The organism is Kitasatospora sp. NPDC053057 (assembly GCF_044546945.1).
In the GTDB taxonomy this organism is placed as follows: domain Bacteria; phylum Actinomycetota; class Actinomycetes; order Streptomycetales; family Streptomycetaceae; genus Kitasatospora.
This window is the reverse complement of the sequence record NZ_JBITZP010000005.1, coordinates 93,415-106,542: the sequence shown is the minus strand read 5'-3', so window position 1 is coordinate 106,542 and position 13,128 is coordinate 93,415. Positions and strand designations below refer to the sequence as shown.

Annotated in this window: 14 protein-coding genes and 1 pseudogene; 5 read left to right on the top strand and 10 right to left on the bottom strand. The window is 73.8% G+C overall.

Going from position 1 to position 13,128, the window contains the following annotated elements:
- Positions 1 to 85: 85 nt before the first annotated feature.
- The 4 genes from ACIG5E_RS08340 to ACIG5E_RS08325 all read right to left on the bottom strand — a co-directional run bounded on the left by ACIG5E_RS08340 (position 86) and on the right by ACIG5E_RS08325 (position 3,273).
- Positions 86 to 532, bottom strand: coding sequence for an NUDIX domain-containing protein (locus tag ACIG5E_RS08340; RefSeq protein WP_396532400.1), 447 nt, complete (start codon positions 530 to 532; stop codon positions 86 to 88).
- A 9-nt stretch (positions 533 to 541) separates the two neighbouring features.
- On the bottom strand, positions 542 to 706 hold the full coding sequence (locus ACIG5E_RS08335) for an SPOR domain-containing protein (protein ID WP_396532398.1): 165 nt from the start codon (positions 704 to 706) through the stop codon (positions 542 to 544).
- 134 nt (positions 707 to 840) lie between these two features.
- Positions 841 to 2,304, bottom strand: coding sequence for a DUF4190 domain-containing protein (locus tag ACIG5E_RS08330; RefSeq protein WP_396532397.1), 1,464 nt, complete (start codon positions 2,302 to 2,304; stop codon positions 841 to 843).
- Positions 2,305 to 2,454: 150 nt separating this feature from the next.
- Complete coding sequence (locus ACIG5E_RS08325; protein ID WP_396532396.1) at positions 2,455 to 3,273, bottom strand: methyltransferase domain-containing protein; 819 nt, start codon at positions 3,271 to 3,273, stop codon at positions 2,455 to 2,457.
- Between the two features lie 176 nt (positions 3,274 to 3,449).
- Between ACIG5E_RS08325 and ACIG5E_RS08320 the strand changes: the two are divergent.
- Together ACIG5E_RS08320 and ACIG5E_RS08315 are read left to right on the top strand one after the other, a co-directional pair.
- Positions 3,450 to 4,612: pseudogene (locus ACIG5E_RS08320) on the top strand (dihydrofolate reductase family protein).
- 76 nt (positions 4,613 to 4,688) lie between these two features.
- On the top strand, positions 4,689 to 5,354 hold the full coding sequence (locus tag ACIG5E_RS08315; RefSeq protein ID WP_396532394.1) for an HAD-IA family hydrolase: 666 nt from the start codon (positions 4,689 to 4,691) through the stop codon (positions 5,352 to 5,354).
- A gap of 64 nt (positions 5,355 to 5,418) precedes the next feature.
- On the opposite strand, the gene ACIG5E_RS08310 is transcribed toward ACIG5E_RS08315, so the two are convergent.
- The 4 genes from ACIG5E_RS08310 to ACIG5E_RS08295 form a co-directional block, all read right to left on the bottom strand.
- A complete protein-coding gene (locus ACIG5E_RS08310) occupies positions 5,419 to 5,673 on the bottom strand; it encodes a Txe/YoeB family addiction module toxin (RefSeq protein WP_396532393.1) in 255 nt (84 codons plus the stop codon).
- A complete protein-coding gene (locus ACIG5E_RS08305; RefSeq protein WP_396532392.1) occupies positions 5,670 to 5,951 on the bottom strand; it encodes a type II toxin-antitoxin system Phd/YefM family antitoxin in 282 nt (93 codons plus the stop codon). Before ACIG5E_RS08305 ends, ACIG5E_RS08310 begins: the two co-directional genes overlap by 4 nt.
- A 128-nt stretch (positions 5,952 to 6,079) precedes the next feature.
- A complete protein-coding gene (gene ychF, locus ACIG5E_RS08300) occupies positions 6,080 to 7,153 on the bottom strand; it encodes a redox-regulated ATPase YchF (protein ID WP_396532391.1) in 1,074 nt (357 codons plus the stop codon).
- Between the two features lie 84 nt (positions 7,154 to 7,237).
- Positions 7,238 to 7,651, bottom strand: a complete 414-nt coding sequence (locus ACIG5E_RS08295) for a VOC family protein (RefSeq protein ID WP_396532389.1) — start codon at positions 7,649 to 7,651, stop codon at positions 7,238 to 7,240.
- 142 nt (positions 7,652 to 7,793) lie between these two features.
- Here ACIG5E_RS08295 and ACIG5E_RS08290 point away from each other — a divergent pair, with 142 nt between their 5' ends.
- Positions 7,794 to 8,387 carry a DUF6542 domain-containing protein gene (locus ACIG5E_RS08290; RefSeq protein ID WP_396532388.1) on the top strand — a complete coding sequence of 198 codons (594 nt, stop codon included), beginning with the start codon at positions 7,794 to 7,796 and terminating at the stop codon, positions 8,385 to 8,387.
- Positions 8,388 to 8,406: 19 nt separating this feature from the next.
- Here ACIG5E_RS08290 and ppgK read toward each other — a convergent pair whose 3' ends face one another.
- Both ppgK and ACIG5E_RS08280 read right to left on the bottom strand, forming a co-directional pair.
- Complete coding sequence (gene ppgK / locus ACIG5E_RS08285; RefSeq protein ID WP_396532386.1) at positions 8,407 to 9,153, bottom strand: polyphosphate--glucose phosphotransferase; 747 nt, start codon at positions 9,151 to 9,153, stop codon at positions 8,407 to 8,409.
- Between the two features lie 150 nt (positions 9,154 to 9,303).
- Positions 9,304 to 10,278, bottom strand: a complete 975-nt coding sequence (locus ACIG5E_RS08280; RefSeq protein WP_396532385.1) for a 4-hydroxy-3-methylbut-2-enyl diphosphate reductase — start codon at positions 10,276 to 10,278, stop codon at positions 9,304 to 9,306.
- 109 nt (positions 10,279 to 10,387) lie between these two features.
- Here ACIG5E_RS08280 and ACIG5E_RS08275 point away from each other — a divergent pair, with 109 nt between their 5' ends.
- Both ACIG5E_RS08275 and xseA read left to right on the top strand, forming a co-directional pair.
- Positions 10,388 to 11,746, top strand: a complete 1,359-nt coding sequence (locus ACIG5E_RS08275) for an APC family permease (protein ID WP_396532383.1) — start codon at positions 10,388 to 10,390, stop codon at positions 11,744 to 11,746.
- A gap of 46 nt (positions 11,747 to 11,792) precedes the next feature.
- Positions 11,793 to 13,004 (top strand): exodeoxyribonuclease VII large subunit, encoded by a 1,212-nt coding sequence (gene xseA, locus ACIG5E_RS08270; protein WP_396532382.1) that lies wholly within the window; start codon positions 11,793 to 11,795, stop codon positions 13,002 to 13,004.
- Positions 13,005 to 13,128 lie beyond the last annotated feature (124 nt).

Here is a 13,128-nt window from a genome sequence, read left to right as displayed (position 1 = left end):
CCGATGGTGACGAATAGTGCCGAAAAGTGACATACCCAGCAGGACCCAGGCTATCCCGGGTCCCGGGTCGTCTTGTCCGATTGACCTATCCGGCGGCTTGCGCGTCGTCCACCGGCGCGAGCAACCCGGCGACGTGCGGCAGCACCTCGCGGTCGTGCTCGATCCAGTCCACCGAGTCCAGCTCCGCCGGTCCGAGCCAGCGCAGCTCGTCGTGGTCCGCCAGCGGGCTCGGCTCACCGGCCAGCAGCTCGGCGGCCCAGAACCGCAGCTCCAGCCCCGGGCGCACGGTCCACGCGCCGGGCAGCCGCCGCAGCGCCCGCGCCCGTACGCCCAGCTCCTCCAGCAGTTCGCGCTCCAGCGTCTGCGCCTCGGTCTCCCCGGGCTCGGCCTTGCCGCCGGGGAACTCCCAGCGCCCCGCCACCGGGGCGGGTGAGCTGCGCCGGGCGGCGAGCACCCGGCCGTCGCGGATCAGCGCGCCGCCGACGACGATCCGCAGCGGGCTGACGTCGGGGGTCTCGCCGGTCCGTTCCATGCCGCGACCCTACGGGGCGGGGTCGGCGGACTCGGACTCGACCCAGTACATCTGCTTGTGGCCGCGCGCCTCGAACTCGGCGGCCAGGCGCCGCGCCTCGGCCTCGGCCAGGCCCTTGGCGACCAGGAAGCGGTTGCCGTTGTCGTCCTGCCGCATCACCCGAAAGGTGCCCATGCGGGGAGGGTACCGGCCCGCCCGGTGTCCCCGGCCGGCGTGGGGGTCGGGCCGGGGACACGCGGGTGACCCTACGGGCCGCGCGCTACCGGCAGGTACGGGCAGTGTTAACTCTGCGTAACCGGCGGCCCGGCTCAGGCCCGGAGGTCGGGCACCTGCTCGCCGGTGGACAGGCCGAGCGAGCGCCGGATCTCCACGCTGATCGGCACCGTCTTGGCGATCAGCGCCCGGACCCGGCGCAGGTCGCCCGACACGTCGTCGCCGGAGGCCGCGGCGTCCCAGCCGGCGGCCGCCTGGGTCTGGGTCGCGGCCAGCTTGTCGATCTTCGGCTGGATGTCGGTCGGCCACTCGGCGGTCGGCTTGCGCAGCGCCGCGGCCTCCGCCCGGGAGGCGGCCGCCATCCGCCGGGCCCAGGAGCGGTACTCGGACTCGGCGACGGCCACGTCCTTCTTCGGCTCGTCCGCGTAGACCGCGCCGAAGCCCCGGACGGCGTCCAGGTAGGCCAGCTGGACCGAGGTCAGGGAGCGGCGGTCGGTGCGGACCGTCCCCAGGTGCTGGTCGTCGCGGTCCTCGAAGGCACAGGTGACGTACCGTTCGCCGGCCGCCCAGTTGCCCGCGCTCGGGTAGAGGTAGACGTCGTCCATGCCGTCCGGGACGGCCCACTGGTCCAGCGCGTAGTCGTCGAGCACCGTGCGGCACAGCGTGGTGGCGCGCTCGCGGACGACGGTCGCGCCCGGGTACGGGCCGCCGCTGTCGGGGATCTTGGCGGTGCCGGCCACCTCGCCGTGGTGCGGGTCCGAGCAGGCCACCCGGCGCACCCAGTAGACCGTCTCGTCGCCGTTCTCGTCCGTCTTGCCGCTCAGGCCGGGCGAGTTGTAGCAGTCCCCGGCCTTCAGCGCGGACCAGCGGACGGACCCGGCCGGGGGCTTCTGGGCGTACCCGCCGCCGCGCCCGTCCCGCGCGGGGCCGAAGTCCCCCGCGCCCAGGGCGAGCGACAGCAGCAGCGTGCCCACGACGCCGAGCACCAGACCGGACACCGCCATGCCGCGGCCGCGCTGCCCGCGGCGGTTGATCTGGACCAGCGCGACGATCCCGAACACCAGGGCCACCGGCGACAGCAGGCTCAGGCCGGTCGCCAGGGAGCCGACGGCGAAGCCGTTGGTGCGCGGCTCCGGCTGCGGGTTGTAGGGGTGGTGGGGGTACGTCGGGTACGGGTGTCGGTTCGAGTGTGGGTTCGGGTACGGGTGGCCGGGCCGGAAGCCGGACTCGGCGGAGGGTGGTACCGAGGCCCAGCCGCCGGCCGGCAGCGGCGGGGGCGGCGGCTGGGGCGGGGCCTGCGAGGAGCCGGGGGCAGCCTGCGCGGGCCGCTCGGCCGGCGGGGCCCAGGGGTCGACGGGCTCCTTTGGCTCCGGGTCCTCCGAGGGCTCCGGCTCGTCAGGGTCCTTCGGATCGACGCCCTCGGCCTTCGGGTCCACGGCCTCCGCGTCCACGGCGTCCGGCTCGACTGCGTCCGGCTCGACGGCCTCCGGGTCCTTGCGGAAGTCCACCCGCGGGTCCGGCCCCGGAGCGGCGGGCAGCTCGGACTCAGGCTTGGACACGTGGACTCCCCCGGCCCGCCGGGGCGGGCCTCGACTCGGCGTTTCGGCTTCGACGCCGCCGCCCGGGCCGGAGCCCGATGCGAACGGTCGCGCGACTTTACCCGATCTTTCCGAACGCCCGCCCGGGCATCAGCGCCCCCGCCCGCCGGCTCAGACCCGGGCCAGGATCTCGCCGTGGATCATCGAGAACCACCCGTCCTCGGCGGCGCTCCACTGCCGCCAGCCGTCCGCGATCCGTTCCAGCTCGCCCCGGTCCGCGAAGCCCCGTTCCACCGCCGTCCGGCCGAAGGCCGTGCCGGTCACCCGGTCCGCCCACATGCCGCCCCACCAATCGCGCCGCTCGGGCGTCGCGAAGGTCCAGGTACCCGCGCTCACGGTGACCTCGGTGAGGCCGGCCGCGCGGGCCCAGGACAGCAGCCGCCGCCCGGCGTCCGGCTCGCCACCGTTGGCGCGGGCGGTCCGCCGGTACAGCTCCAGCCAGCGGTCCAGTGCCGGCACCTCCGGGAACCAGGTCATCGAGGCGTAGTCGACGTCCCGGGCCGCGACCACCCCGCCGGACGCCGTCACCCGGCGCATCTCGCGCAGCGCGGCCACCGGGTCGGCCAGGTGCTGCAGCACCTGGTGGGCGTGCACCACGTCGAACTCGCCGTCCCGGTAGGGCAGTCGGTGCACGTCCGCGAGTTCGAACACCACGTTGGACAGGCCGCGCTCGGCGACGTACCCGGCGGCCTGCTCCAGCACCTCGGCGGAGGTGTCCACGGCCACCACCCGGCCGCCGGGGCCGACCAGCTCGGCCAGGTCGGCGGTGATCGTGCCCGGGCCGCAGCCGACGTCCAACAGCGCCTGCCCGGGCCGCAGTTCAGTCAGCAGATAGGCGGCCGAGTCGGCCGCGGTACGGGAGCGGTGTGAGCGCAGCACGGCCTCCTGGTGGCCGTGGGTGTAGGCGGCGGCAGGCTGTGGTCCGGGCATGGGGTCCCCCTGGGGCGTGATCGGTCGTCCGTTCCGCGACGCCCCCTGACGCTACGCCGAATCCCGTATGTCGAGAAGAACCGTCTCACATCGCGACCACCGGACGGCCCGCCCGCACCCGGCCGCCGTACCGTGGAGGCGCCCGACCGAACGGCCCCGACAGAACGGTCCCGCCCATGCCCGGCCCCGGCCAGCGCCCCTTCGTCCTGCTGAGCGCCGCCGTGTCGCTCGACGGCCACCTCGACGACGCCTCCCCCGACCGCCTGCTGCTGTCCAACGCCGCCGACTTCGACCGGGTTGACGAGGAGCGGGCGGCGGCCGACGCGATCCTGGTCGGCGGCAACACCCTGCGCGCCGACAACCCGCGACTGCTGGTCAACGATCCGGCGCGCCGGGCCGCCCGGCTGGCGGCCGGTCGGCCGGAGTACCCGCTGAAGGTGACGCTCAGCGCGAGCGGCGCGCTCGACGCCGAGCTGCGGTTCTGGCACACCGGCGGCGCGAAGCTCGCCTACACCACGGCGGCCGGGGCGGCCGTGCTGCGGCCCCGGCTCGACGGGCTGGCCGAGGTGGTCGCGCTCGGCGGCTCGGTGGACCTCGGCGCGGTGCTGGACGACCTGGGCGCGCGCGGGGTGCGCCGACTGATGGTCGAGGGCGGCGGCGGGGTGCACACCCAGTTCCTCGCCCGGGGGCTGGCGGACGAGCTCCAGCTGGCGGTGGCCCCGCTGCTGGTCGGCCAGGCCGAGGCGCCGCGGTTCGTCCGCCCGGCCGCGTTCCCGGGCGGGCCGGCCCGGCGGATGCGGCTGCTGGAGGCACGTACGGTGGGCGACGTCGTCCTGCTCAGGTACGCCCCGAAGGAGCCCGCGCCGTGAACCGCCCCGCGACGAACCACCCCACGACCGCCGACCTCGACCACCTGCGCCGGGCCGTCGAGCTGTCCCGCCGCTGCCCGCCCTCCGGGACGGCCTTCTCGGTCGGGGCGGTGGTCGTCGGCGCCGACGGCCAGGTGCTGGCGGAGGGCTTCAGCCGGGAGACGGACGCGCACGACCACGCCGAGGAGGCGGCCCTGGCCAAGCTCCCGGCGGGGGATCCCCGCCTGCGCGGGGCGACCGTCTACAGCAGCCTGGAGCCCTGTGGTCAGCGCGCCTCGCGACCGGTGCCGTGCGCCCGGCTGATCATCGCGGCGGGCGTGCCGCGGGTGGTGGTCGCCTGGCGGGAGCCGGACCTGTTCGTCACCGACTGCCAGGGCACGGCGCTGCTGGAGGCGGCCGGGGTCGAGGTGGTGGAGCTGCCGGAGCTGGCCGAGGAGGCCCGGGCGGTCAACGCCCATCTGCTCGGATGATCTTTTGTATCATTTAGAAACAAAGGACTCGTCTTCACCGACGCCTGCCGCCATTCTCCCTCCCCGGAGCCGCCCCATGCCCGCCACCCCCGTCCGGTTCACCGCCCGCGCCCTCCTCCTCGACATGGACGGCACCCTGGTCGACTCCGACGCCGTGGTCGAGCGCTGCTGGAGCCGCTGGGCCGAACGGCACGGCCTCGACCCCGTCGCGGCGCTCGCCGTCGTCCACGGCCGTCAGGGCCACGCGACCATGGCCGAACTGCTGCCGGACCGCCCGGTCGAGGTCAACCTCGCCGAGAACGAGCAGATGCTCGCCGAGGAGCGCGCCGACACCGAGGGCGTCGTCCAGGTCCCCGGCGCCGACGTCTTCCTCGCCTCGCTGGCCGGCCTGCCGCACGCCCTGGTCACCTCCGCCGACCTGCCGCTCGCCCGGATCCGGATGGACGCCGCCGGCCTCCCGATGCCGCCCGTCCTGGTCACCGCCGAGTCCGTCGGCGCCAGCAAGCCGGACCCCGAGGGCTTCCTCAAGGGCGCCGCCGCCCTCGGCTTCGCCCCCGCCGACTGCCTCGCCTTCGAGGACTCCGGCGCCGGCATCGCCGCCGCCCGCGCGGCCGGCATGCGCGTCATCGGTGTCGGCCCCCGCGCCGCCGCCCACCACCCCGACGCCCTCGCCCCCACCCTCGACGCCGTCACCGTCACCACCGCCCCCGACGGCACCCTGACCCTCACCGTCACGGCCTGACCGGCAACGCCGAAGGGCCGGACTCCGGGCGGAGTCCGGCCCTTCGGGCCTGGCCCTACGACGATCAGTAGTGGTAGCGCGCGGCCAGGACGATGATCTCCCGGTCAGTGACGAGATAGACGAGGCGATGCTCATCGTCGATGCGTCGAGACCACGCGCCGGGCAGGTGGTACTTCAGTGGCTCGGGCTTGCCGAGCCCGGTGAACGGATCGCGAAGGACGTCCTCGATGAGCTTGTTGATCCTGGCGAGCATCTTGCGGTCGTTCTTGAGCCAGGACGTGTAGTCCTCCCAGCCCTGCTCTTCGAAGACGAGCCTCACTCCACACCCTGCCCGACATCAGCCGAGTCGGGGTCGATGAGCGTGCGCTCGGAGAGCCCTGCACCGCTCAGGGCGTTTTCGTACGCCTTGAGCAGGCGGCGCGCGTTCGCCGGCGAACGCAGGAGGTACGAGCCCTCACGCAGGGCGGCGTAGTCCTCGGCCGAGACGAGCACGGCATTCCCGTGCTTGGACACGATCTCAATGGCGTCGTGGTCCTCGTTGACCTTCTTGATCAACGGGAAGAGGTCCCGGCGGGCCTCGCTCGCGGTGATGGACATGATGTGGCACCCCTTCCGCAAGTGGTACCGGAAAACGTACCACTCCTGGTTGCCGTCGGGCGGCCCGGAGGACGCCGAAGGGGCCGGACTCGGGAGGAGTCCGGCCCCTTCGGGCCTGGCGGTCGGGATCAGACGTTGAAGCGGAACTCCACGACGTCGCCGTCCTGCATGACGTACTCCTTGCCCTCGATGCGGGCCTTGCCCTTGGCGCGGGCCTCGGCGGTGGAGCCGGTCTCGACCAGGTCGGCGAAGGCGATCACCTCGGCCTTGATGAAGCCCTTCTGGAAGTCGGTGTGGATGACTCCGGCGGCCTCGGGGGCGGTGGCGCCCTTCTTGATGGTCCAGGCGCGGGTTTCCTTGGGGCCGGCCGTCAGGTAGGTCTGCAGGCCGAGGGTGTCGAAGCCGACGCGGGCGAGGGTCGCGAGGCCGGGCTCGTCCTGGCCCATGGACTGGAGCAGTTCGAGGGCCTCGGCGTCGTCGAGCTCGATCAGCTCGGACTCGATCTTGGCGTTGAGGAAGATCGCCTCGGCCGGGGCGACCAGCTCGCGCTGGGCGTTCTTGAACTCCTCGTCGGCCAGCTCGTCCTCGTCCACGTTGAAGACGTAGAGGAAGGGCTTGGCGGTCAGCAGGTGCAGCTCGCGGATCGGGGCGGTGTCGAAGCCGGCCTCGAAGAGGGTCTTGCCGGTCTCCAGGATCGCCTGCGCGGCCTCGGCGGCGGCCAGCACGGAGGCGGTCTCCTTCTTCAGGCGCGCCTCCTTCTGGAGCCGCGGCAGGACCTTCTCGATGGTCTGGAGGTCGGCCAGGATCAGCTCGGTGTGGATGGTCTCGATGTCGTCCTTGGGCGACACCTTGCCGTCCACGTGCACCACGTCCGGGTCGGTGAAGGCGCGCACGACCTGGCAGATCGCGTCCGACTCGCGGATGTTGGCGAGGAACTTGTTGCCCAGGCCCTCGCCCTCGCTGGCGCCGCGCACGATGCCGGCGATGTCGACGAAGTCGACGGTGGCCGGGAGGATGCGCTGCGAGCCGAAGATCTCGGCGAGCTTGGCCAGCCGCTCGTCCGGGACGCCGACGACGCCGACGTTCGGCTCGATGGTGGCGAACGGGTAGTTGGCCGCCAGCACGTCGTTCTTGGTCAGGGCGTTGAACAGGGTCGACTTGCCGACGTTCGGCAGGCCGACGATTCCGATCGTGAGCGACATGAAGCGCAGTCCCGTGGGCTTGGAGGAGTTGGGTCGGCACCGTACGGGCCGACCCCCAAGTCTACGGGCAGCTCCTCCGGTGGCTCACGCCTCGGTCGGGGCGGGCAGCGGCTCCAGGAACTCCAGCCGGTTGCCCAGCTTGTCGGCGGAGTAGAAGCGGCGGTGGCCGGGGTGGTTGTCGTCCCAGGTCACCTCGTGGCCGTGCGCGGTGAGCCGCTCGGCCAGGGCGTCCAGCGAGCGGACCAGGATGCCGGGGTGCCCCTTGCGGGCCGGGCGGAAGTCCGGGGTGACGCCGAGGTGCACCTCGACGCCCCCGCCGCGGAACCAGCAGCCGCCCCGCGCCGCCAGCACCGGCGGCTTCTGGAGTTCGGTCATCCCGAGCACGCCGGACCAGAAGGCCCGGCACTCGTCCTCGGCGCCCGCCGGGATGTCGAGCTGGAAGTGGTCGAGGCGTTCGAAGGTGAAGTCGGCGGTCATGCCAGTCCCCCGTGCGGTCATCAGATGATCATGGTGCGTCGACTCGGCCGAGCGGGTCGGCGCCTTGAGTGACGATCACAGAAGTACGCCATCCGGAGACACGGGACAAGGCCTGAACGGTCCATTACACAGTGTGGCGATGATCGGACCGTACGTTGGGCGGGTGGAGCAGAGCATCCGTACCCAGCCGCCAGGACCAAGACGCCGTCCGCCGAACCGCACGGCCCCGGCCGCCGTCCCCGGTCCCGGCCGGGCTCCCGAGAGCACCCGGGCCCCCGCCGGGCCCCCCACCCGGCTGCGCCCGGTGGCCGACCGGCCCGCGCCGGCGCACCCGTCCGCCCAGCGCCGGCTGCGGGTGTACGGGCGGCGCCGGACCGGGCGGCCGACCCGGCTGACCGCGATCGGCACCGGCGTGGTCGCGGTGCTGGCCACGCTCGCGGTGGCGGGCCTGGACCGGCTGCTCTTCGACGACCTCGGCTGGCTGTTCGGCCTCGGCTATCTGTTGGTCTGCTTCCAGCTGGCCGTCCGGGTCCGCTACGCCGACCTGCTGGCCGCCCCGATCAGCGGTCCGATCGCCTTCGCACTGGCCCTGCTGGTGCTCGCGCCGGTCGGCTCCTCGGGCGTCACCGCCCAGGTGGTGGCACTGGCGACCGGGCTGGCGCTGCGGGCCGGTTGGCTGTTCTCCGGCACCGGGCTGGCCGCGCTGATCGTGCTCGCCCGCTTCGTCGCCCAGCGCCGGATCCACCGCTCCCGCTGACCGCCCGGGCGCGGGGCCGTCAGCGCGCCGCCCGGGCCGCCGCCATGGCGGCCCCGACGATCCCCGCGTCGTTGCGCAGCTCCGCCGGCACCACCCTCGCCTCGCGGTCCTTCAGCAGCGGCAGGAACCTCTCGTGCTTGCGGCTCACCCCGCCGCCGATCACGACCAGCTGCGGCGAGAACAGCATCTCCACCAGGTCCAGGTACTCGTCGACCCGCCCGGCCCACTGCTCCCAGCTCAGGTCGTGCCGCTCCTTGGCGGCCGAGGAGGCCCGGCGCTCGGCGTCCTTTCCGCGCAGCTCCAGGTGGCCCAGCTCGGTGTTGGGCACCAGCGTGCCGTCCACGAAGAGCGCGCTGCCGATGCCGGTGCCGAAGGTGAGCACCAGGACCACGCCCGGCTCACCCCGCCCGGCGCCGTGCACGGTCTCGGCGAGGCCGGCCGCGTCCGCGTCGTTGAGGACGGTCGCGGGCAGGTCCAGCGCCTCGCGGAACAGGCCCGCGGCGTCCAGGCCGATCCAGCCCTTGTCCACGTTGGCCGCGGTCCTGGTGTGCCCGCCGACCACCACGCCGGGGAAGGTCAGCCCGACCGGGCCCTGGTGGCCGAAGTGCCGGACCACCTCGCGGACAGCGGCGACCACGGCCTCGGGCTCGGACGGCTGCGGGGTCAGCACCTTGTGCCGCTCCTGGGCGAGCGCGCCCCGGGCGAGGTCGACCGGGGCGCCCTTGATGCCCGAACCGCCGATGTCCACGCCGAATACCGCCGTCATCGCTCCACCCTCCGCCGTCCGGCCGCGGACCGGCTCGTCCACAGCCTGTGCAGGAAACCCAGCCTGGGCACAAAACTACGAGAGCCCGGGCGGGGACGCACAGCAAAGGACCCGGCGCCCGCACCGGGCACCGGGTCCATCGCGTTCGGCCTACAGCTTGCCGGCGGCCTCGGCGCGCAGGTCGCGGCGCAGTTCCTTGGGCAGCGAGAAGGTCAGGTGCTCCTCGGCGGTCTTGACCGTCTCCACCGTGTCGTAACCGCGGGTGGCCAGGAACTCCAGCACGCCGTCGACCAGGATCTCCGGCACCGAGGCACCGCTGGTCAGGCCGACCGTGGTGACGCCCTCCAGCCAGGACTCCTGGATCTCCTCGGCGAAGTCGACCAGGTGGGCCGCCTTGGCGCCGTACTCCAGGCCGACCTCGACCAGGCGGACCGAGTTGGAGGAGTTCTTGGAGCCGACCACGATCAGCAGGTCGGTCTCCGGGGCCAGCTGCTTGACCGCGACCTGGCGGTTCTGGGTCGCGTAGCAGATGTCGTCGCTGGGCGGGCTGACCAGCGCCGGGAAGCGCTTCTTCAGCTCGCCGACGGTGGCCATGGTCTCGTCCACCGACAGCGTGGTCTGGGACAGCCAGACGATCTTGGACTCGTCCCGCACCTGCACGTTGGCGACGTCCTCGGCACCGTCCACCAGGTGGATCCGGTCCGGGGCCTCGCCCATGGTGCCGATGACCTCCTCGTGGCCCTCGTGGCCCACCAGCAGGATGTCGTAGCCCTCGTCGGCGAAGCGCACGGCCTCCTTGTGCACCTTGGTGACCAGCGGGCAGGTGGCGTCGACGGTGGCGAGCTTGCCGGCCCGGGCCTCGTCGTGGACGGCCGGGGCGACGCCGTGCGCGGAGAACACGACGATCGAGCCCTCGGGCACCTCCTCCGTCTCGTCGACGAAGATCGCGCCCTTCTTCTCCAGGGTCTGCACCACGTACTTGTTGTGGACGATCTGCTTGCGGACGTAGATGGGCGCCCCGTACTGCTCCAGGGCCTTCTCCACGGCGATCACGGCGCGGTCGACACCCGCGCAGTAGCCCCGGGGGGCGGCGAGCAGGACACGGCGCTGCGCGGTGTTGGACATGGCTCCATCGTACGGGCGACCGGGAGCCCCGCCTCCCCGGGCGGGAAGCCGCGCCGACGGTGGGCACTTTCCGGTCGCAAGGAATCGGAACTGCTCAAATGTGGTGTCTATGAGCGCTGTGATCGAACAGCCGACGCCGAGCGGGCTGCGCCGCACCCTGGGCGTCCGCGATCTGATGGTCTACGGACTGCTGTTCATCGCCCCGATGGCCCCGGTCGGCGTGTTCGGCGTGCTGGACGCCAGGAGCCACGGCGCCGTCGCCACCGTCTACCTGGCGGCGACGGTGGCGATGGGCTTCACCGCCTTCTCGTACGCCCAGATGGTGCGCGCGGTGCCGCAGACCGGCTCGGTGTTCGCGTACGCCCGGGCCGGGCTGGGCGAGGCGCCCGGATTCATCGCCGGGTGGATGGCGATGCTGGACTACCTGCTGATCCCCGCGGTGGCCTACCTGTTCTCCGGGATCGCGCTGCACTCGCTGGTGCCGGGGGTCTCGCGCTGGCTGTGGACGGCGATCGCGGTGGTGGTGACCACGGCGCTCAACCTGATCGGGGTGCGGACGGCGGCCGCCGTCGGCTTCGCGGTGCTCGCTCTGGAGATCGCGGCGCTGTCGGTGTTCGTGGCCGCGGCCGTGGTGGTGCTGGCGCAGGACGGCGCCCGGCGCGGCTGGGACACCCCGTTCACCGCCGTCGGGGACTTCTCGCTCACCGCGGTGCTCTCCGCGGTCTCCGTCGCGGTGCTCTCCTACCTGGGCTTCGACGCGATCGCGACCTTCGTCGAGGAGGCGGTCGGCGCCTCGGCCGCGGTGGCCCGGGCGGTGCTGTGGTGCCTGGCGCTGGCCGGGGTGCTGTTCGTCGCCCAGACCTACCTGGCCGCGGTGCTGGAGCCGACCGCCCCGCAGCAGCTGGCCGCCGATCCGGCCGCCCAGGGCTCGGCCTTCTACGACACCGTGGAGAGCGGCATCGGCCACTGGCTGCACGTGCTGGTGGCGGCCAGCAAGGCGATCGGCGCGGCCTTCGCGGCGCTGGCCGGGCAGGCGGCGGCCGGGCGGCTGGTCTTCGCGATGGGCCGGGACGGGCGGCTGCCCCGCCTGCTCGGCTCGGTCGACCCGGGCAGCGCGGTGCCGCGCCGGGCACTGCTGACGGCCGCGGTGATCACCATGGCGGCGGCCGTCTGGGCGGCCAACCGGGACGACGGACTGGACCAGCTGACCTCGGTGGTGAACATGGGCGCGCTGACCGCCTTCGCGCTGCTGCACGCCTCGGTGGTCGGCTGGTACACCGTCCGGCACGGCTCCCGGGACCGGCTGCGCCACCTGGTCGTCCCGGTGCTGGGCATCGGGGTGATCGGCGCGGTGGTCTACGAGGCCTCGACGACGGCGCAGCTGGTCGGGCTGGTCTGGCTGGCGGTCGGCCTGGTGGTGCTCGGCGTCCAGGGCGGTACGGCGGACGGTGTCGGCGGGCGCCGCTAGGCCTGTCCGGCGGACGGTGTCGGCGGGCGCCGCTAGCCTCGTACGCATGGCCAACACCAGCTCCCCCGAAGCCCCGCTCCCGGTCGGCAAGGTCTCCGCGCTGATCGGCGGCTGGATCGACCGGCTCGGCGCGGTGTGGGTCGAGGGGCAGATCACCCAGCTCAGCCGCCGCCCCGGGGCGGGCGTGGTGTTCCTGACCCTGCGCGACCCGCAGGCCGACGTGTCGCTCACGGTGACCTGCTTCCGCTCGGTGTTCGACCAGGTCGCGGACGTGGTGCAGGAGGGCGCGCGGGTCGTCGTGCACGCCAAGCCGGAGTGGTACGCGGCCCGCGGGCAGCTGTCGATGCGGGCCTCGGAGATCCGGCCGGTGGGCCTGGGCGAGCTGCTGGCCCGGCTGGAGCAGCTGAAGCGGCGCCTCGCCGGGGAGGGCCTGTTCGCGGCCGAGCGCAAGCGGCGGCTGCCGTTTCTGCCGCAGTGCGTCGGGCTGGTCACCGGGCGGGGCTCGGCGGCCGAGCGGGACGTGCTGGAGAACGCCCGGCGGCGCTGGCCGGCCGTGCGCTTCGAGGTGCGCAACGTCCCGGTCCAGGGGGTCAGCGCGGTGGAGCGGGTGAGCGCGGCCGTCCGGGAGCTGGACGAGCACCCCGAGGTGGACGTGATCATCGTGGCCCGGGGCGGCGGCAGCGTGGAGGACCTGCTGCCGTTCTCGGACGAGGGGCTGGTGCGGCTGGTCGCGGCCGCCCGTACACCGGTGGTCAGCGCGATCGGGCACGAGCCGGACCAGCCGCTGCTGGACTTCGTCGCCGACCTGCGCGCCTCCACCCCGACCGATGCCGCCAAACGGGTGGTGCCGGACGTCGGCGAGGAGCTCGCCAAGGTCCGCCAGCTGCGCGACCGCGCCCGCCGGCACGTGCAGGCCCGGGTCGAGCGCGAGCAGCACGGGCTGGACGGGCTGCGCAGCCGCCCGGCGCTGGCCGCCCCGCACCGGATGCTGGACGGGCGCGGCCAGGAGGTGGAGGGCCTGCTGGAGCGGGCCCGGCGCACCCTGCGGCACCGGCTGGACCACGCCCAGAGCGACCTCGGGCACACCCTGGCCCGGGTGGTCGCGCTCTCCCCGGCGGCCACCCTGGAGCGCGGCTACGCGGTGCTGCAGCGGGCCGACGGCACGGTGGTGACGGACCCGGCACAGGTCACGGCCGGGGAGGGGCTGCACGCCCGGGTGGCGGGCGGCGGCTTCGACGTGGCCGTCGCGGGCGACTGACGGGCTCCAGGGTGTGTCGGACACGCCCTGGTGGGACCGCTGCCGGGAGAGCGCGATCAAGTGCTCGCCGAAGCCGAGGCCGCGGTGGAGCGCCTCGCCGCCGCTGCCGGCGGGCCTTTCCTGT

Excerpts from the sequence above, each read along its gene's own strand:
- ACIG5E_RS08335 (WP_396532398.1), bottom strand. The coding sequence starts at position 706 with ATGGGCACCTTTCGGGTGATGCGGCAGGACGACAACGGCAACCGCTTC.
- ppgK (WP_396532386.1), bottom strand. The coding sequence starts at position 9,153 with ATGACGGCGGTATTCGGCGTGGACATCGGCGGTTCGGGCATCAAGGGC.
- ACIG5E_RS08315 (WP_396532394.1), top strand. The coding sequence starts at position 4,689 with ATGCCCGCCACCCCCGTCCGGTTCACCGCCCGCGCCCTCCTCCTCGAC.
- xseA (WP_396532382.1), top strand. The coding sequence starts at position 11,793 with ATGGCCAACACCAGCTCCCCCGAAGCCCCGCTCCCGGTCGGCAAGGTC.
- ychF (WP_396532391.1), bottom strand. The coding sequence starts at position 7,153 with ATGTCGCTCACGATCGGAATCGTCGGCCTGCCGAACGTCGGCAAGTCG.
- ACIG5E_RS08295 (WP_396532389.1), bottom strand. The coding sequence starts at position 7,651 with ATGACCGCACGGGGGACTGGCATGACCGCCGACTTCACCTTCGAACGC.
- ACIG5E_RS08305 (WP_396532392.1), bottom strand. The coding sequence starts at position 5,951 with ATGTCCATCACCGCGAGCGAGGCCCGCCGGGACCTCTTCCCGTTGATC.
- ACIG5E_RS08280 (WP_396532385.1), bottom strand. The coding sequence starts at position 10,278 with ATGTCCAACACCGCGCAGCGCCGTGTCCTGCTCGCCGCCCCCCGGGGC.
- ACIG5E_RS08340 (WP_396532400.1), bottom strand. The coding sequence starts at position 532 with ATGGAACGGACCGGCGAGACCCCCGACGTCAGCCCGCTGCGGATCGTC.
- ACIG5E_RS08275 (WP_396532383.1), top strand. The coding sequence starts at position 10,388 with ATGAGCGCTGTGATCGAACAGCCGACGCCGAGCGGGCTGCGCCGCACC.
- ACIG5E_RS08325 (WP_396532396.1), bottom strand. The coding sequence starts at position 3,273 with ATGCCCGGACCACAGCCTGCCGCCGCCTACACCCACGGCCACCAGGAG.